General features: G+C 75.1%; 13 protein-coding genes and 2 pseudogenes. 5 read left to right on the top strand and 10 right to left on the bottom strand.

Going from position 1 to position 17,500, the window contains the following annotated elements; all coding sequences use genetic code 11:
• Positions 1-101: 101 nt before the first annotated feature.
• Both AB0L89_RS15135 and AB0L89_RS15130 read left to right on the top strand, forming a co-directional pair.
• Positions 102-668: pseudogene (locus AB0L89_RS15135) on the top strand (dioxygenase); the annotation flags it as partial.
• 77 nt (positions 669-745) lie between these two features.
• Complete coding sequence (locus AB0L89_RS15130) at positions 746-2,260, top strand: hypothetical protein (protein ID WP_365140155.1); 1,515 nt, start codon at positions 746-748, stop codon at positions 2,258-2,260.
• Here AB0L89_RS15130 and AB0L89_RS15125 read toward each other — a convergent pair.
• Together AB0L89_RS15125 and AB0L89_RS15120 are read right to left on the bottom strand one after the other, a co-directional pair.
• Positions 2,257-3,276, bottom strand: a complete 1,020-nt coding sequence (locus tag AB0L89_RS15125; protein WP_365140152.1) for a GNAT family N-acetyltransferase — start codon at positions 3,274-3,276, stop codon at positions 2,257-2,259. The genes AB0L89_RS15130 and AB0L89_RS15125 overlap by 4 nt on opposite strands.
• A gap of 107 nt (positions 3,277-3,383) precedes the next feature.
• Positions 3,384-4,040, bottom strand: a complete 657-nt coding sequence (locus AB0L89_RS15120) for a TetR/AcrR family transcriptional regulator (RefSeq protein ID WP_365140149.1) — start codon at positions 4,038-4,040, stop codon at positions 3,384-3,386.
• A 65-nt stretch (positions 4,041-4,105) separates the two neighbouring features.
• Between AB0L89_RS15120 and AB0L89_RS15115 the strand changes: the two are divergent.
• A pseudogene (locus tag AB0L89_RS15115) lies at positions 4,106-5,242 on the top strand (serine hydrolase domain-containing protein); the annotation flags it as partial.
• Between the two features lie 415 nt (positions 5,243-5,657).
• Here the strand turns inward: AB0L89_RS15115 and AB0L89_RS15110 are convergent.
• From AB0L89_RS15110 to AB0L89_RS15080, 7 genes are all read right to left on the bottom strand, one after another.
• Positions 5,658-7,217, bottom strand: a complete 1,560-nt coding sequence (locus AB0L89_RS15110) for a dynamin family protein (RefSeq protein ID WP_365140147.1) — start codon at positions 7,215-7,217, stop codon at positions 5,658-5,660.
• Positions 7,207-7,806 (bottom strand): hypothetical protein, encoded by a 600-nt coding sequence (locus tag AB0L89_RS15105; protein WP_365140144.1) that lies wholly within the window; start codon positions 7,804-7,806, stop codon positions 7,207-7,209. Before AB0L89_RS15105 ends, AB0L89_RS15110 begins: the two co-directional genes overlap by 11 nt.
• Positions 7,799-8,542 (bottom strand): hypothetical protein, encoded by a 744-nt coding sequence (locus AB0L89_RS15100; RefSeq protein WP_365140141.1) that lies wholly within the window; start codon positions 8,540-8,542, stop codon positions 7,799-7,801. Before AB0L89_RS15100 ends, AB0L89_RS15105 begins: the two co-directional genes overlap by 8 nt.
• Entirely contained in the window at positions 8,539-10,566 is a 2,028-nt protein-coding gene (locus AB0L89_RS15095; protein WP_365140138.1) for a dynamin family protein, read from the bottom strand. Before AB0L89_RS15095 ends, AB0L89_RS15100 begins: the two co-directional genes overlap by 4 nt.
• 83 nt (positions 10,567-10,649) lie before the next feature.
• Positions 10,650-12,917, bottom strand: coding sequence for an Hsp70 family protein (locus AB0L89_RS15090; protein WP_365140135.1), 2,268 nt, complete (start codon positions 12,915-12,917; stop codon positions 10,650-10,652).
• Between the two features lie 91 nt (positions 12,918-13,008).
• On the bottom strand, positions 13,009-13,197 hold the full coding sequence (locus AB0L89_RS15085; protein WP_365140132.1) for a hypothetical protein: 189 nt from the start codon (positions 13,195-13,197) through the stop codon (positions 13,009-13,011).
• Positions 13,194-13,775, bottom strand: a complete 582-nt coding sequence (locus tag AB0L89_RS15080) for a sigma-70 family RNA polymerase sigma factor (RefSeq protein WP_365140130.1) — start codon at positions 13,773-13,775, stop codon at positions 13,194-13,196. The genes AB0L89_RS15085 and AB0L89_RS15080 overlap by 4 nt, the downstream gene beginning before the upstream one ends.
• Before the next feature lie 261 nt (positions 13,776-14,036).
• Between AB0L89_RS15080 and AB0L89_RS15075 the strand changes: the two genes are divergently transcribed.
• Positions 14,037-14,993, top strand: coding sequence for a hypothetical protein (locus AB0L89_RS15075; protein WP_365140127.1), 957 nt, complete (start codon positions 14,037-14,039; stop codon positions 14,991-14,993).
• Positions 14,994-14,996: 3 nt separating this feature from the next.
• Positions 14,997-16,949 carry a hypothetical protein gene (locus AB0L89_RS15070; protein ID WP_365140124.1) on the top strand — a complete coding sequence of 651 codons (1,953 nt, stop codon included), beginning with the start codon at positions 14,997-14,999 and terminating at the stop codon, positions 16,947-16,949.
• A gap of 75 nt (positions 16,950-17,024) precedes the next feature.
• Here the strand turns inward: AB0L89_RS15070 and AB0L89_RS15065 are convergent, their stop codons facing one another.
• Entirely contained in the window at positions 17,025-17,417 is a 393-nt protein-coding gene (locus AB0L89_RS15065; protein WP_365140121.1) for an ATP-binding protein, read from the bottom strand.
• Positions 17,418-17,500: the final 83 nt, after the last annotated feature.

Genomic DNA, 17,500 nt, shown 5'->3' with positions numbered 1-17,500 from the left:
CCGGCGGAGACGGCGTCGACGAGGCGGCCACCGGCGGCGTGCACGGGACGGGCCGCGGCCCCAGCCGCAAGACCGTGCTGCGCGCGGCCGCCGCGGCGGGCATGGCGGTGCCCATGGCCCTCATGGGGGTTCCGGCGCTGGCCAGGACCGCCGGGGCGCGCGGCGAGACGCTGGAGGCGACGCCGACCTGTGACGACGGCGACGACCCGACGATCCCGCAGATGGAGGGCCCGTACTTCAAGCCCAACTCCCCCGAGCGCGCCTCGCTCGTCCAGCCCGGCACCCCGGGCGTGCGGCTCACCGTCACCGGGTACGTCTTCGGGCTGGCCTGCAAGCCGGTGTCGCGGGTGCTGCTGGACTTCTGGCAGGCCGACACCTACGGCACGTACGACAACACGGGCTTCCGCTTCCGCGGCCACCAGTTCACCGACGCCAACGGCGCGTTCAAGCTCACCACGATCGTGCCCGGCCTCTACCCCGGGCGCACCCGGCACCTGCACGTCAAGGTGCAGGCCCCCGGGCGGCCGATCCTGACGACGCAGCTCTACTTCCCCGGTGAGCCGCGCAACAACACCGACCCCATCTTCGACGCGCGGCTGCTCATGAACGTCCGCAGCGTCGGCAACGCGAAGGAGGCGGACTTCGACTTCGTCCTGAACCTGCCGCAGAGGTAGCGGTACAACCTTCGGCGGCCCTGGTACGTCAACCGATGGACCAAGAACACCGAGGGAACAAGGGAAGCCGTATGTCGCTCGCCGGCCGCAGAGTCCGTCGCACCATGCCCCTGATAGCCGCCTCCTTGCTGGTCGGCAGCGGCCTCACGGCCTGGACGCTGGGCCAGGGCACCGCCCATGCGGCCCCGGCGTCCGAGCGGGGCGCCGGGGCCGCCGGCGCCCGGATGACGGACGACTTCAACGGCGACGGGTACGGCGACCTGGTCGTCGGCGCCCCGGGCGGCACGGTCTCCGGCAAGGAGAAGGCCGGGTACGTCGTCGTGACGTACGGCTCGAAGGACGGTCTGGACCCGGCTCACACGAAGGTCGTGAGCCGGTCCACGGCGGGGGTGCCCGGGGCGGCCACCGCCCAGCAGGGCTTCGGCGGCACGGTCACCAAGGGCGACCTGGACCACGACGGGTACGCGGACCTGGTGATCGGCACCGGAGGGCCGGGGTCCGGCGCGGGCGTGGTGATTCTGTGGGGGTCCGCGTCGGGCCTCACCGGCGGCACGGGGATCGACGCCTTCGGCTTCGCGCCGCAGGCGGGCGACTTCGACGGCGACGGCACCACCGACCTGGCCCTGTTCGCCGGTGCGGGCTCGCACGGCGACGACCCGGTCGGCCAGGACGCCCGCCTGTGGAAGGGGCCCCTCACCCGCGCCGGGAAGCCCGCGGCGACGCTCGACTTCATGGACGCGTCGCAGTGGTGGAGCTACGAGAACGACCAGCGTCCCGACCCCTCCTGCCGTGAGAGGCCCGAGGTCTGCGTCGACGGGCCGCTCTCCGTGAAGGGCCCGGTGGTGCCGAAGGCGGTCGGCGACATCAACGGCGACGGCCGTGACGACATCGCCATGAACGACTACTACGGCGACGGCGAGTGGAGCAACAGCGTCCTGTACGGCGGCGCCACGGGCTTCAAGCGGGGCGGGGCGCCGGGCTCGCGCGGCGCCCTGGCCGTCGGCGACATCAACGGCGACCGCCACGACGACCTGGTGGTCGGCGGCGGCGACTACGAGGACAAGGTCATGGTCGCGTACGGCTCGGCGGACGGCCTGGTCGGCGACGTGTACCGGTTCGACCAGGATCTGCCGGGCGTGCCCGGCGCCGAGGAGGGCGGCGACCGCTTCGGCGGCTCGGTCGCCGTCGGCGACGTGACGGGCGACGGCTACGCGGACATCGCGCTCGGTGTCCCCGGCGAGGACGTCCGGACCGTCACCGACGCGGGCGCGGTCGTCCTGGTGCGCGGCGGCGCGAACGGCGTGACGGGCACCGGCGCCCAGGCCTTCCACCAGGACACGGAGGGCGTCCCCGGAGTCGCCGAGAAGGGCGACCGGTTCGGGGCGGCCGCGGCGCTGGTCGATGTCACCGGTGACGGCCGTGCCGACCTGGCGGCGTCCTCCGTGGAGGAGAACGCGGACGCCGGCGCGCTGTGGTCGCTGCGCGGCACGGCCACGGGCCTGACCGCGACGAGGTCCGTCGCCTTCGGCCCCAAGGACGTCGGCGGCCCGAACGCGGCGGCGCTGTTCGGCAGCACGCTGCGCTAGGCGCGCGCCGGGCCCGGGGCCGTCCCCCGGGCCCGGCCCGAGGCCTCCCCCCGTCGGAGGCCTCGGGCCGGACGGATCAACTCCCAGGTGTCCACGGCGTAGTCGAGGGTCATGCCGTGCCGCTCGTACAGGCCGAGGGCACCGCTGCTGTTGTCGGTGTCGACGCCGAGCCCGATCCGGTCGCGGCCCAGCGCGGCGTAGTGCCCGAAGGCATGGCGCAGGAGGTGGCCGCCCAGGCCCCGGCCGCGCAGCTCGGCGCGGACGCCGAGGTTGCCGACCCAGCCCATCGACGGGCGGTCGTTGTGGGTGTGCAGGACGGCCGCGTCGCCGAGGCCCTCGACGTGCGCGAGCCAGGTCAGCGACCAGTCCGCGTTCGCGCCGTCGATGTCGTCCAGCCACTGGGTGTAGCTGCGGGGCTGGTGGTCGAAGTGGTCGGTGAAGCACTCCTGGAGCAGGGCGTGGGCGCGCCTGCGGTCCTCCTCGGCCCGGCAGTCCCGCAGCGTCACGCCGGACAGCGGCGCCGGCAACGGATCTTCGCCCACGCTGATGTGACGCGCCATCACGTTGTACCGGCGCACGGTGTCCCAGCCCCGGGCGCGGAGCGCCGAGACGTCCATGGTGGGCGCGGTGTTGAGGTGCAGGTGGACCACCGCGCGCGATGCGCCGTTGGCCGCGGCCCGCTCCGCCGCGCGGTGCTCCATCAGGTCGAACAGATGCAGGGCGCCCTCGGCCCTGCCCGGCAGGACGTAGTGGTCGACGTCGATGCGCTCGCCGCCGGAGTCGTCCCACAGCAGCGCGTACCCGACGAGGCGGTCGCCGTCGAACAGCAGCCAGGAGTCCCGCTCCAGGTCCACCTCGGGATGCTTCAGCTCGGCCTGGATCTCCGTCAGTTCGGTGTCGGCGCGGCCGATCTCCAGCAGGTCGACCTCGTTGAGCAGCGCGCACACCGCCGCCGCGTCGCCGAGCGTGGCGGGCCGCACGGTCAGGCCCGCGGGCGGCAGGAGGGAGGTGGTCATGGCACCACTGTCCGGGGCGGGGCACCAGGACCGCAACGGAGTTTTCGCCCGCCCCGGCCGTCCCGCCCGCGCCGGGCCCCGTGGACCCCCGCGCCCGTCCGGGAGCCCTAATGCCCGTCCGGGCGCTCCCGCGGCTCCCGGTCGCGCAGGGTGCACACGCCGCTGAAGACGCCCGCGAGGTGGTCGGCGAGGGCGGACAGGGCGGCGGCGGGCGGCAGGCCTTCCGGGTCCGCGTAGAGGTGGGCGGTCAGGCCTTCGGTGTACGCGGCGACGCGGGCCGCCTCGACGTGTTCGTCGGCGTCCTCGGGCACTTCGCCGCACTCCTTGGCGTTCACGATCGCCTGCGCGAGATGGGCGCGGGTGCGCCTCAGGGCGGCGGTCCTGAGCTCGCCGAGCCGGGGGTCGTCGGCCGCGCGCCCGGCGAAGGCGAGCGCGACGCGCCAGTCCTGCCTGCGCTCCGTGTCCAGCGGCATGCTCTCGGCCAGGGCGTCCAGGACCATGTGCTCGATCCGGGTCCCGGCGGCCTCGGCGGTCCCGATCAGGGCGGTCACCCGCTGCTCGAACCGCTCCAGGACATGGCCGTAGGCGAACAGCAGCATCTCGTCCTTGCCGCGGAAGTAGTGCTGGACGAGCCCGACGGAGATGCCGGCCTCCGCGGCGGTCCTGGCGACCGTGACCGCGCCCAGGCCGTCGGTGGCGATGATCCGGCCGACCGCGGCGGCTACTTGGTGACGGCGCTCTTGGTGATCGGCGACGCGAGGCATGGGTCGACCATACAGCCATACGGTAACGTCATAACCGTACGCACATACGGTTATGGGGAGGCGTCATGAGCGGGAGCAGTGGTGTCAGGGGTGCGACGAGGGGATCCGCCGCGTGGGGGCGGCGGTTCGCGGCCGTGGGTCTGGCGGCCGTCGCCGTCATGGGGGTGGCCGCCCCACCGGCGGGAGCCGCGCCGCCCGGGAAGGCCGCTCCGTCGCCCGGCGCCCTGGAGCGCGTGGACGCCTACGCCGAGCAGCAGCGCGAGCGCACCCGCGTCCCCGGCATGGCGCTCGCCGTCGTCCAGGGCGGCGAAGTGGTCCACCGGCGCACCTGGGGCGAGGACGGCGACGGCGATCCCGTCACGCGCCGCACCCCGTTCCTCCTCGGGTCGCTGTCCAAGCCGATCACGGCGACCGCCGTGATGCATCTGGCCGAGGCCGGCCGGCTGCGGCTCGACACGCCCGTGCGCCGCCATCTGCCGTGGTTCGAGCCGGCCGGGCCCGGGGCCCGGCGCATGACGGTCCGTCACCTGCTGAACCAGACCAGCGGGCTGACCGAGCGGGACGGCCTGACACGCGCCGACCGGTTCGACAACGCCCCGGGCGGAGTCGGCCGCGTCGCCCGGAGCCTGGCCCACGTGCGCACCGTGACACCGCCCGGGGAGCGGCACACGTACAGCAACGCCAACTACATGCTGCTGGGCGCCGTGGTGGAGCGGGTCACCGGGCGGCCCTTCGGTCCGTGGCTGCGGGACGCGGTGCTGCGGCCGCTCGGCATGGACGGCGCGCTCGTCGACGCGCGCGACGCCGAACGCCGCGGACTCGCCCCGGGACACCGCTACTTCTTCGGCCGCCCGACGCCCTTCGCCTCCCCCTTCGACGCCTCGGGCGTGCCCTACGGATACGTCGGCGCCGACATCGACGGCCTCGCCGCGTTCGCCGCCGCCCACCTCGGCCACGGCGGCCCGGCCGCGCGTGCCGTCGTCTCACCGGACGGACTGCGGGAGCTGCACAAGGGCACCGTCCGGGCGGGCACCTCCCACCGCTACGGCCTGGGCTGGCGCGACGACTCCTTCGACGACCTCGGCGAGCGCGTCGTGTGGCACGGCGGCGCGACCCCCGGCTTCCACGGCACGGTCGTCCTCGCGCCCGGCCGTGACCTCGCGGTCGTCGTCCTGCACAACGCGTACAACCCGCTGCGCGACGAGCAGCTCAACTCGACCGCCTTCGGCGCCCTGCGCATCCTGCTCGGCGGACGGCCCGAGCCCGCCCCGGCCGACCCGATGCTCGCCACCCTGCTGACCGTCGTCACCGGGACGGCGCTCGTGCTGGGGCTCGCCCTGACCTGGTCGCTGTTCCGGCTGGTGCGCCCGGGCAGGCACAAGCAGCGGACACGGAGGGCGAGTTGGACGGCCGTGCGCGGCGCCGGGACGGCCGTGGGGCTGCTGCTTCTCGCGGTCGCGGCCGTGTACCTGCTGCCCCGGCAGGTCACCGGGGTGGATCTGGCGCAGATCCTGCTGTTCGTGCCCGATGCCGGGCGGACCCTCGTCGCGGTCGCCGTGCTCGCGTGCGCCCTCGCCGTGGTGCGCGGGGCCCACACCGTCCGGGCCCTGCGCTCCCTCAGGCGTACGGCCCCGTCTCCCGGTGCCGCTCCAGACGGCCGACCAGCAGCTCGTACGACCGCCGGACGACCTGACAGGCGCGGCGTGTCGCACCCGAGTGCACCGGGTCGGCCGTCAGGCCCGCCCAGTGCGTGAGGCGTTCGCGGGCGCGCGCCGTCAGCTCCGGCGCGGCCGCGTCCGCCGGGAGGCCGAGGAGGGCGTGCGGGGCGTGGCCGTACTCTCCGGTGATGCGCAGCAGATCGGCCGCGTCGGGCGGGTCCAGGGAGACGGCGCCGCTGTAGTGGCCGCGCAGCACGGCGAGTTCGGCGAAGGCGTGCTCCGCGTGCGCGAGGCGGGTGACGTCGGCCACGGCCCGCTCCAGGGTGGCGCGGGCCCGGGGTGAGCCGCCCGCCCGCTCCGGCAGACCCCGTACGTGCTGGACCGCGCGCGCCAGCTTGACCAGTTCGGCGCGGTGGCCGAAGTGGTCGGTGAGCAGCGCCCGGAAGTCCGCCATGCCGCTGCCGCGGTGCAGCTCGGCGCGGAGGGTCTCGCGGGTGTCGGCGCCCTCCCGGATCAGCCGGGCGGCCAGGACGATGCCGTAGCCGCCGAAGCGGGTGTGCAGGGCGAGGCGGCGGGCGGCGCTCACCGGCACGTGCGGCAGGTCGGCGGAGACGAACTCCGCGCCGAAGTACACGCGGTCCGCCAGCTCGGACGGCGTCAGCGCGGACAGGGCGGTGAGGTCGGCGAAGTCCTCCTCGGTGCAGCTGCCCGCCGCCGCGCCCACCAGGCTCGCCAGCGGGCACAGGTCGTAGAGCAGCCGCCGGGCACCGGCCGCGTCCATCAGGCGCGCGGCCACCCGGCGGCCCTCGGCGAGCGGGTCGTCGTGGGCCGGCCAGAACAGCTCCACCTTGGTGAGCGCGCCGACCGTGGTGACGGGCCCGGCGGCGCCGACGCCCGCTCCCGTGAAGTCCCGCAGGAGCTCCTCCTCCGAGGAGGCGAGGCCGCGCGCGAAGACGAGCACGAGCGCGTCGGCCCTGGCGGCCTGGCCGAGCGTCGCGGCCCGCACGTCGCCCTCGTCCAGGGCGAGGAACCGCAGGGTGTTGGCGGAGTCCTCACCGAAGTGCGAGTCCAGGCCCGGCGTGTCCACCAGGTCGAAGGCGCGCAGGTAGGGGTGCGGGTCGGTGATCTCCAGGTAGTCGATCCGGCGCAGCAGCGCGGCGAGTTCGGGCGCGCCGCCCCGGGCGCGCGCGGTGAGCTTCGCCAGCTCGGCGACGTCGCGGCGCTCCGGCGGCGTGCCGTCGGTGTAGTGCACGGTGAGCGTGCCGGCCGGGCCGTGGCGCAGCCAGTTGACGTTGTACGTCAGCTCCTCGACGCCGGTCGGCACGCGCTCCCCGCCGAGCAGGGCGTTGGCCAGCGTCGACTTGCCCGAGCTCACGCGGCCGACGAGGGCGACCCGCAGCGGCGCCGCGATCCGCGCGCGTTCCTCGGCCAGGGCGGCGCGGGCCTGGTCGAAGTCCGGTGCGGTGCCGAGGACGTCGAGGGCCGCGTCGAAGGCACCGGCCGCGCGGTCACGGAGCACCTGAGCCCTCCTCGGGTCCGAGGAAGCGGGTGAAGAACTCCGGTCCGATGGCCCGGTAGTACGGTTCCAGGCCCGGTTCGACGAGCCTGCGCAGCAGGGCGGAGAAGCGCTCCCGGCCCCCGAAGCGGGTGTGCGCGGCGAGGGCCGCGCACAACTCGTCGTAGAGGGCGAGGAGTTCGTGCCGGGCCGCGCGGTACTCGCCGATCGTGCCGCGTACGGCCTCGTGCGGGAAGGTGCCCGCCGGCGCCGGGTCGCCTGGCAGGGGCCAGGGCCGGGTCAGGCGCAGGTCGACGTACTCCATCGGACGGCCGGTGGCGCGGTCGAGGGTGAGGGTCGCGAACGGCGGGAACAGTTCGGCGCCGCCGTCGCGCAGCGGCCGCATGCCGAAGAGCGGTACGCGCAGACAGACCCGGGTGGCGCCGTCGTCCGACCGGGGGCCAAGGCGCAGCGGCACGGGCCAGCCGATGCCGCTCTCCATGGGAGCGAGCTGCCGGAACAGCGGCATGCGGCGCAGGCGCGCGAGCAGCTCCTCGGTGGGCACGGGCCCGCCCTCGGCAGGCTTCGGCGGGCTCCCGTACGGATCAGGCATGGTGGCCCCCTCCCGTGGCGGCCGTGGTGACGGTGAACCGGTCCGAGTCCTCCCAGGCCGCGAGGAAGTCCCGCTCGGGCACGGCGAGTCCGGCGCCGTCGGGGCGTCCCGGGTCGTTGAGGATCACCTGGGGATCGTCCGGGTCGCCGCGGTCGACGCCGATGACCTGGACCACGTGGTCGGCGCCCTGGCCGGGGATGCCCGCGGCGTCGGCGAGCTGCTGTGCCTGTGCGTCGGCGGCGAGGATCTCGTCGGAGTCGACGGCGACCAGGACGCCCGCGCCTGCGGCGAGGGAGGCCTCCAGGCCCTCCAGGCTCTCGCCCGAGGTGCGCTCGACGGGTACTCCGTAGAGCTCCAGGAGGTTGCCGACGTCCTCCATGGGGGTGCCGCCGCCGGGCCGGTACCAGTCGTGGGCCTCGGCCACGGCGGCCAGTTCCTCCTCGGTGTGGTCGACGCCGGTGAACCGGTCGATCAGGAACTCCTGGCCGACGACGGCGCAGGTGTCGGGGGCCTGCTGCTCGTGCCAGTGGGCGACGTCCTCCCGCGCCTGGTCGGCGGCGGCGAGGGAGGGGAACGCGGCGGCGCCCGCGCCGAGGGCCCCGAGGCCGTCGTCCACCGGTTCCGGTGACGCGAGATCCCCGAAGTCCCCGAAGTCCCCGAGATCCCCGAGATCCCCGAAGGCGGGGTCCTCCTCCGGTCCCGGCCGCGGATCGTCGTAGGCGTCGTCGAAGGTCATGCGTCCGCCCACCCGCCGTCGTCCTCACCCTGCCCGGCGGTGTCCGGGGCGGCACCGACTCCCGGTTCCTCCGGCGCCTGTGCCCCCTGCTCGCCCTGCCCCGCACGCCCCAGCGCGGCGGCCTCCGCGCGCAGCGACTCGACGTTCCTGCGGACGTCGAGCAGGGGGACCCGCCGCTGCCGCAGCCGGGTGGTGCGCTCGGCCGCCTGGGCGCGGGTCGCCGCCCGCGCGTCCTTGATCCGTGCCAGGGACGCGGTGACGCTCTCCTGTTCCTGGCGGATCTTGCTGTCGAGCTCCGCCATGACGGCGGCGATCAGCTCGTCGGTCAGGCCGGCGACGGCCTCCTCGATGTGCCGCTGCTGGGTGGCCCGCAGCGGCGCCAACTGGGTCTGCAGGCCCTGCCGTTTCTGCTGCCGGTCGGCGTACTGCGAGGTGCGCAGGGAGGTGACCAGGCCGACGGCGGCGCCGACCAGCGCTCCGATGGCGAGTCCGGGCAGACCGCCCACCAACGGGACCGCGTAGTTGCCGATCATGAATCCCATGGCCGCGCCCGTGCTGGTGGTGAAGGACGTCTCGCGGACGGCCCGCGTCCCGGCGCCCGGTGCGCGGTCGTCACCGAGGCGTCCGGTGACCTCCAGCGGCGGCACCGGCGGGTCGGGCAGCGCGCCGACCTTCTGCTCGGCGAGGTCGAGCCCGTGGGCCGCGCTGAACTCGCGCAGGATGCGGGCCGACCGGCGGCGTGCCAGTTCGTCGACGCCCGCGACGACGGCCGCGGCGTCCGAGGAGAGCTGGCCGACGAGGCGCTCGGGCTCGGCGAGGAACACATCGCGGTAGAGGTAGTCGGTCTGGAAGGTGTTCCACACCCGGTCGATCCCGGCGTGGCCCTCGCCGCCCAGCTTGCGGCCGAGCGCGATGATCTGCCGGCGCAGCTCCGCCCGCCAGGCCGCCTCGCCGAGGGCCAACCCGGCCAGACGGCGCTTCTGTTCCTCCAGCTCTTCGGTGAGACGGGTGAGTTCGTCCTCGGTCCGCTGGGTGAGCACCTCCAGTTCCGTCTCCAGGGGCCGCAGCAGCGCGAGAGCCGCGCCGTCGAGATCGGCGAGGGCGCCGCCGAGGAGCAGCTTGGCGCGCCTGCGCTCCAGGGCCTGCCACAGCAGCGCCTCCAGAGCGGGGAAGTTGCTCAGCCGCAGATGGCGTTCGCTGCCGGACTCCAGGTGGCGCAGTTTGGCGAGGCTGGAGACGGCCGCCAGGGGCAGGTCCTCGGGCGCGCGCCCGAGGACCTCGGCGAGTTTGGCGACGGTGTTCTCGCGGATGCCCGTGCTGTCGGTGGGCACGTCGGTCTTGGTGAGGACGAAGACGATCCCGTCGACGTCGTCGGTGACCTCGGCGGCCGTGGCGGCCTGCCGCAGGAAGACCAGCTCGCTCTCGGTCAGCGGCTGGGTGGCGTCGGCGACGAAGAGGAGGGCGTCCGCGTTCGGCAGGAAGGCGGCGGTCACGGCGGTGTGCTCGCGGAACACCCCGCCGATGCCGGGGACGTCGACGGCGACCACACCCGAGGCGAGCCGGCGGTTGGGGGTCTCGACCTCCAGGAGCCGGGCACGGCGCACGTTGTGCGGATTGCCGCCCTCGGTGACGTAGTCCGCGATCTCGGACCGGCCGATGGTGCGCCGTTCGGCCGGCCCCGCGCCGTCCTCCGGCTCCTTGCCCGCTTCTCCCTGCGCGCCCTCGCCCTGGAGCGTGACGGTGATCCGCTCCGTGTCGGCGTACCGCACCGTGGTGACCAGTCGGGTGGCGTACGTCGTGTCCACCGGGAACAGGCCGGGGTCCTCCAGGAGCGCGCCCAGGAGACTGGACTTACCGCGCTTGAACTCGCCGCAGACGACGACGGTCAGCGTGCCGTCGCGCAGCCGCTCGCGTGCCGCGCGCAGGCGCCGCAGTGTCTCGGTCGCCCGCTCCTCCTCCGCCTGCCGTTCCGGGCCGTCGAACAGGCCGAGGACTTCGGCGCGCAGCGTGTCGTACGTACGCATGCTCTCCCCCTTCGAGCGTTCCGCTCCTTCGATCCGGGGCGGGCCCCGAATGTTCCCGCCCGGCGCGCCGGGTCCGGTCCCGTTCAGCGCGCCGGGTCCTCGCGGGTGAGGGCCCAGACCCGGGCGGTGCCGTCCTGGCAGGTGGTGGCGAGGCGGCGTCCGTCGCCGCTGAGGGCCGCCCCGACGAGCACCTCGGGGTGCCCCACCTCGCACAGCACGCGGCCCTCCCTGTCGACGTCCCTGACCTGCGCCGACCACAGCCCGGGCGCGACCGCGAGCACCCTGCCGTCCGCGTCGAGCGAGACGGTGTTCACGCCCGCGGCGTGGTCGAGCACCAGCAGGCACTCCCGGCCCGGTACGTCCCACACGTGGACGCGACCGCTCTGCACGCCGACGGCGAGCCGTCCGCCGTCCGCGCTCAGGGCGACGCCGTTGACGGGCACGCCGTAGGGGACCGACAGGAGTTCCCGCCGCTGCGCCACCGACCAGACCCGGCACGTCCCGTCCCGGTCCCCGGAGGCGAGCACGCGGCCGTCGGCGCTCAGCGCGAGCGAGAGCACCCAGCTCTCGTGCCGCAGACTCGCGAGGCGACGGCCCGCCCGTACGTCCCAGACGTGCGCGATCCCGTCGTCGGACCCCGAGGCGAACCATCCGCCGTCCTCGGTCAGCGCCACGGCCCGCACCCAGTCCCCGTGCGCGGAGGCCAGGACGACGGTGTCGGCGTCCCGGTTCAGCCGGGCGCCCGGGGCGCGCGAGCAGGAGGCCAGCAGCGTGCCGTCGCCGTTCACCGCCACGGCCAGGGCGGGTTCGGTGTGCCGCACGGTCGTCCGGGCACCGCCGGTGGCCGTCTCCCACACGCTCGCCGTGCCGTCCGAGGCCCCGGTGGCCAGCCACTGTCCGTCCCCCGACAGCGCGGGCGCCACGATCTCGGCGCCCGCCCGGTGCGCGACCCTGCGGATCACCCGGCCCTCGGGGAGCCAGGTGCGGGCGCCGGTCCGCGGGGCGGGCTCGCGCGGCCCGACCGTCACCAGCCAGTCGCCCGCCACGACGGTCTGCCCCGCCGCCGCGTGGTGTGCGACGACCCGCCCCGGCCGGTCGTCGGCGCGCAGCTCCCACAGGCTGCCGTCGACGGGCCGGACCAGGGCGAGCGGCTGGCCGGGGGCGTAGTCGGCGCCGGGCGGGCGCAGCCACCCCACGAGTTCGGCGGTGCCGCCCGGCAGGCTCCAGCTCAACGGCCGCTGTCCGCGCGGCACTTCGGCGGGCGCGAGACGACGTTCCCCGGTGTGCGCGGCCCAGTGGGCGGCGCCGTGGGCCACGGCGAGGTCGGGGTCCTCGACGTGGCGGAGCGGGCGGTCCAGGGCCTGGGCGAGGAGTTCGGCGATCACCGGCATGCGGGTGGTGCCGCCGACCAGGAGCACGGCGTCGAGCTGGTCGGCGGTGAGTCCCGCGGTGGCGAGCAGGGCCCGGCAGCAGTCGACGGTGCGGGCGAGCAGCGGTGTGACGATCCTGACGAAGCGCTTGCGGTCGAGTGCGACGAGGACGCCGGCGGGGGCGAAGACGTCCTCCACGTAACTGTCCGCGCTCAGCTGGTGCTTGAGCCGGTGGGCGAGGTCGCCCAGTTCCAGGATGTTCCTGCGGGCCGCGAGAGCGGACGCGGCGGGGCTCAGCGCGGCCGTCAGCTCCGCGCCGCCGCGCTCCCTGATCTCGCCGAGCAGCAGCGCGTCGATGTCGCTGCCCCCGCAGTCGTCGAGGGCGTCGTGCCCGAGGACCTCGTGGCTGCCGCCGTCCCGCAGGCGCACCAGCGCCGCGTCGAAGGTGCCGCCGCCGAAGTCGTAGACGAGGACGGTCTGTCCGGGTGCGACGGGCTCGCCGGCCACGGGGGCGTACGCGGCGGCCGCGGGTTCGGCGAGCAGCTCGACGGCGGTGAAGCCCGCGGCCCGGCCCGCCGCGAGCATCACGCCCCGGCGGGGGTCGGCGGGGCCGTAGGCGGCGGGGACGGTGAGCACGGCCCGCTCGACGGGCGTGCCGAGCAGCCGGGTCGCCTCGTCGCGGAAGGCCGCGAGCACCCGGGCCACGAGGTCGCCGGGCGTGAACGAGCGCTCGCCGAGCGGGATCGGCGCGTCCTGCCCGATGTCCCGCTTGAACTCGCCGCGGTACAGCTCGGGGTGGACTCTCTTGCGGTGTTCCGCGGGGGTCCCGATCAGCAGGGTGTCGTCCCGCAGACAGACGACGGTCGGCCAGGTCCACGAGCCGGTGGACCGCTCCTTGAGCAGCCGTACGCCCCCGTCGGTCAACAGCGCCGCGGACGACGCCGACGTGCCGAAGTCGATGGCCAGGACGGCCTGTTCCATGTCCGCCTCCCCCGTTCCGTACCGGGCTCTCCCGCGTCCGGACGCCCGGCCCCGTCCGCTCCCCGTCCCGCCCCGCTCCCGACCCGCCCCGTCACCGGCGGCCGTACTCCGTCGGCCGGGTGGCGAGGGCCACCATCCGTTCCCAGTCGGCCTGCTCGCACGCGTCGTCGGGTACGTCGCCGATGGCACGGGAGAGCCGACGGAGCAGCCGGGCGGGACCCGCCCGGTCCGGGTCGACGTCGGGGTGGGCCGTCATGTCGGCCCACGCCTCACCGCTCACGTCCGGCCTCCCCGCCACTCCCCGGGGTCGGGGCCGAGCAGGGCGAGCAGCGCCTGACGGGCCCGGGAGATGCGGCTCTTGACGGTGTTCAGCGGGATGCCGAGGATCTCGCCGACCTCGGCGTAGCTGCACCCCAGGCACTCGCGCAGCACGATCGCCGCGCGGAACTCCGGGGGCACCCGGTCCAGGGCTGCCTGCACCGACAGCGTGGTCACGACCCGCTCCGCGACGGCCGGCGCGTCGTAGGCCTCGTCCGGCATGTCGAGTCCGGCGGGGCGCGGCCGCGCCGCGCGCCGCTCCACCTCGGCGAGCGCGGCGTTGACGGTGATGCGGTAGAGCCAGGTGGAGAAGCGTGCCGTGCCGTGGAAACCGACCAGTCCGCGCCAGGTCCGCGTGAGGGTCTCCTGCGCCGCGTCGGCCGCGTCCTCCGGATTGCCGGTGACCCGCAGGCACACGGCGTACACCTTGGCCCGGTGCCGTGCGACGAGTTCCGCGAACGCCTCCCGGTCCCCCGACCTGCTGCGTGTCACCAACTCGGTGTCCGTTACGCGTTCCGCCGTGCCGTGCGCCAGGTCCATGGCGCATCACCCGTCCCCCGAAAGCGGCCGCGCGAGCCACCTGCTGCGGAGCACGGCCGGTTCCACCGTAGGGGCGGCCCGCGCGCCCGCCCCGGTCACTCGGGGGCGACCGACCCCCAAGTCGTCCTGTCGCAGTAGAGGGGGCCCGGGGCATCCGCGTAGCCCGCCTACTCCCTGTGCGCGGGACGGGAACTTTCCCGCCATGGTGGCGGTCCGAAGTCGGCAGGGTCTTCCCGCGATCCCCACAGGAGGGAGCGCTCGATGGCGTACGCCGATGACGGTCTCGCCGAACTGTTCGCCCGCCACCGCCAGGAGGCGCTGCCGCGCCGCGAACGGCTGTCCGTGCGCGAGGCCGCCCAGCGGATCGGCGCGCAGCTCGATCAGCTGTACGACCACTGGTGCGCCCAGGCCGACGGCCCGTCGCGCGAGCGCGGCGAGGCGGTCCGCGACGCGCTCGGCGCCGTACGCACCGCCGTGACCCACACGCTGCACAGCGTGCGGCCCGGCACCTCCCCGCCCGCCGGAGCACCCCGGCCGGGCGCGCCGTACGAGGCGCCGTACCCGGCCCCGCCCCACGACGCACCGTGCTCCCCCGGTGAACGGCCGCGCAGGGGCCGTCCGTCGAACCCCCTCGCCCGGCTCTTCCGGGCCGAGGCCGAACCGCCGCCGCCCGCCTGGCCCCCGCCCCCGCCGGCCCGGCCCGAGGTGGCGCCGGAGCGGCTGCTCGACGCCGTCGGCCACGCCCTGGAGGCGGTCGACCGCTGCCTCCAGTCCCTTGCGGCCGAGCCCGCGCGGGCCCCCGCCTGGCACGAGGACGACGACCTCGTCGAGGTCCTGCACGGCCTGCTCGCCGCCGAGGAGCGCCGCAGCGCCGACCTCGCGCTGGCCAGGATCTCCTCGCTGCGCGACAAGCTGCGGCTCCAGCGCGGCATCGAGGTGCTCGGCTACGACCCGTACGACTCCCGCCACGACACCGTGCTCTTCGAGTTCGGCGCCCCCGCGGGGCCGGGGCTGCCCGGCCGTTGCCAGGCCCCCGCGCTCGTGCGCGGCACCCGCGTCCTGCGCCGCGGCGTCGTCCTGCCGCTCCCCCGCGCCGAACACGCCCCGCCGCCGTCCGCCGAGCACCGCGTACCGCCGCCCGCCGGCCACGGACCGCCCTTCCCCGACCAGCACCCGCCGCCCGTCGACCACCCCCTGCCGCCCACCGAGGAGGGCTGACCCGTGACCGAACCGGCCAACATCGTCGTCATCGGCTTCGACCTGGGACACGGGGAGACCGCCCTCTCCTACGTCCACGCGGACCGGTCGGCCTCGCCCGAGGTGATCGACCTGCCGGGCAGCCGGCAGGGCCGGCACGCCTCCGCGGTGCTCGACCACCCCACGCGCGGCGTCCTCGTCGGGGAGAGCGCCATCGCCGCCCGCGACGGCAGTCCGTATCTCGCGTTCAAGAGCCCGCACCTGGACGAGCCCGAAGTGAGCACGCCCGTCGGGCTGTTCGTCTCGCGGATCGTGGCCGATGTCCTCGACACGATGCCGCCGCGCCCGGGGCAGGAGCTGCTGTGGGTCTTCGGCACTCCGTCGGGCTGGTCGGCGGAGATCCGCGCCCGGTACGCCGCGTTCCTGGCGGAGCTCTGTCCTGGCCGGGTGGAGGTCGTCCCGGAGTCCCGCGCGGCCCTGCTGTACGCCCGTGACTCGGGCGAGGTGGCGGGCTCCGCGCACCGGGTGGCCGGCTCGGCGCTGCTCGTGGACATCGGGTCGTCGACCACGGACTACACGTACGTGGAGGAGCGTCGCGGCCGTCCCGTCGACCACGGCAACATCGCGCTGGGCGCGACGCTGATCGACAAGGAGATCTACCGCCGCCTCGTGCTGCGCAACCCGCAGCGCCGGCTCCTGGAGAAGGCCCTCGCGGTCTCCCCCGCGAAGTCGCGCTACCTCGAATTCCAGTGCCGCAAGGCCAAGGAGGAGTTCTTCCGCACGGACCAGCAGCGCCTCGCGGTGAACCCGAAGGAGCGCATCGGCGTGATGGACACCGTCGAGTCGGACGACGGCGAGGAGGTCATGGTCGACATCCGGCTGCGCTACGCCGACATGGCGGAGGTCCTGGAGGCGCCGCGCCCGGAGCTGGACGGCCTGTCGTGGCGGGACGCGTTCCGGCAGGACCTGTCCACGGTGCTCGGCAATCTGCCCGCCCCCGCCGGTCTGGTGCTGCTCACCGGCGGCCCGTCCCGCATGCCCTTCGTACGCGAGATCAGCAGGGAACTCGTCGACGACCCGGAGCGGGTGGCCCTGGGCAGCGCGCCGGAGTTCGCCATCGCCCGCGGCCTCGCGCTGGCGGGCCGCACCTCGGTGCGCACCGCGGGGTTCCGCGCGGAGCTGGACGAGCTGCTGGGCAGCGGGGCGGTCGAGGAGATCGCGCGCGAGCATCTGCCGGAGCTCGCCACCGCCCTCGGCACCGCCGTCGCGACAGGGGTGACGGAGCGTCATGTGCTGCCCGCGTTCCAGCGCTGGCGCGAGGGCGAGTTCAAGACGTTGCAGGACATGGCGGCGCAGGTGGCCTCCGGGGTGAACGCCGAGCTGAACGATCCCGCCGATCCGCGCCTCAAGCAGGTGATCGCGGACTGGCAGAACGGCATCGCCCCCGAACTGGAGCAGCTGACCCGGCCGTTGGCCGAGCGGTGGCGGCTGTCCGCGCACGCCCTGGAACTGCCGGAGGTCACCGTCACGGGCACCGGCGAGTTCTCCGTGCAGGTGGATATGGGCGCGGCGACGGACATCGTGGAGAACGTGGCGCGGGTGGCGAACGTGGCCATCGCCACCGTCGTGGCGACGGTGCTCTTCGGCACGGGGACCGCCCTCATCGCCACGACGGGACCGTTCGGCGTGCTCGTCGCCTTCGGGTTCCTCCTGTGGGGGCTCTCCGTCGGCAAGGACGAGATGATGAGCCGGATGCGCACCGCCGACATTCCGATGTGGGTGCGGCACGCCCGGTCGGAGGCCTCGCTCTCGGCGAAGCTGCGCGGCAGGGCCTCGGCGAACGAGGCCGAGCTGGCGCGGCGGATGGCCGGCGAGTTCCTGACGGAGACGGGCGAGGCACTGGTCCTCGACGTGTCGACGGCGATCGCGGCCCAGCTCAAGGCTCTCGCGGACGAGGCGGCCCTGGAGATCTCCTGAGCCGTGGCGCGGTCCTGCGCCGTCCCTCGCGCGGGCGGCGCCGCCGCGACTCCCCGTCGGGCACCGCCCGGTTTCTCAGGCCAGCACCGCCCGTACCGTCTTGCCCCCGCGCCGGGTGCCCACGACCTCCAGGCGGTGGGCGAGTTGATGGACCATCGCGAGGCCGCGGCCGTGCTCCCGCTCGCCGCTCGCCGCCAGCAGGCGGGGGCGTACGGGACTGGCGTCGTAGACCTCGACGGTCACGCGGTCACCGGCGACCGCCACCCGCAGACGGCAGGCGCCGTGCGCGTGCCGCACGGCGTTGGACACGAGCTCGGAGACCACCAGCATGGCGTCGTCCGCGCGCTCGGAGTCCACCTCGGCCACCGGGCCGGCGCCCGTGTGGCGATGGGCCCTGGCGAGGAACGCCGAGGTCAGTTTCCGTGCCCGGCCCGCCGAGGCGGGCTCCTGCGGCAGTGTGTACTCCACCCGTGCACTGGGCCGATGGGCGCGCTGATGCGCACGCATGGCAGCTCACTTCCCCTCCCTGGGACAACAACCGGCGTCCACCC

Source organism: Streptomyces sp. NPDC052114, assembly GCF_040680155.1.
GTDB lineage: Bacteria > Actinomycetota > Actinomycetes > Streptomycetales > Streptomycetaceae > Streptomyces.
The sequence above is the reverse complement of the archived record's forward strand: the minus strand, read 5'-3'. Positions and strand labels throughout refer to the sequence as shown.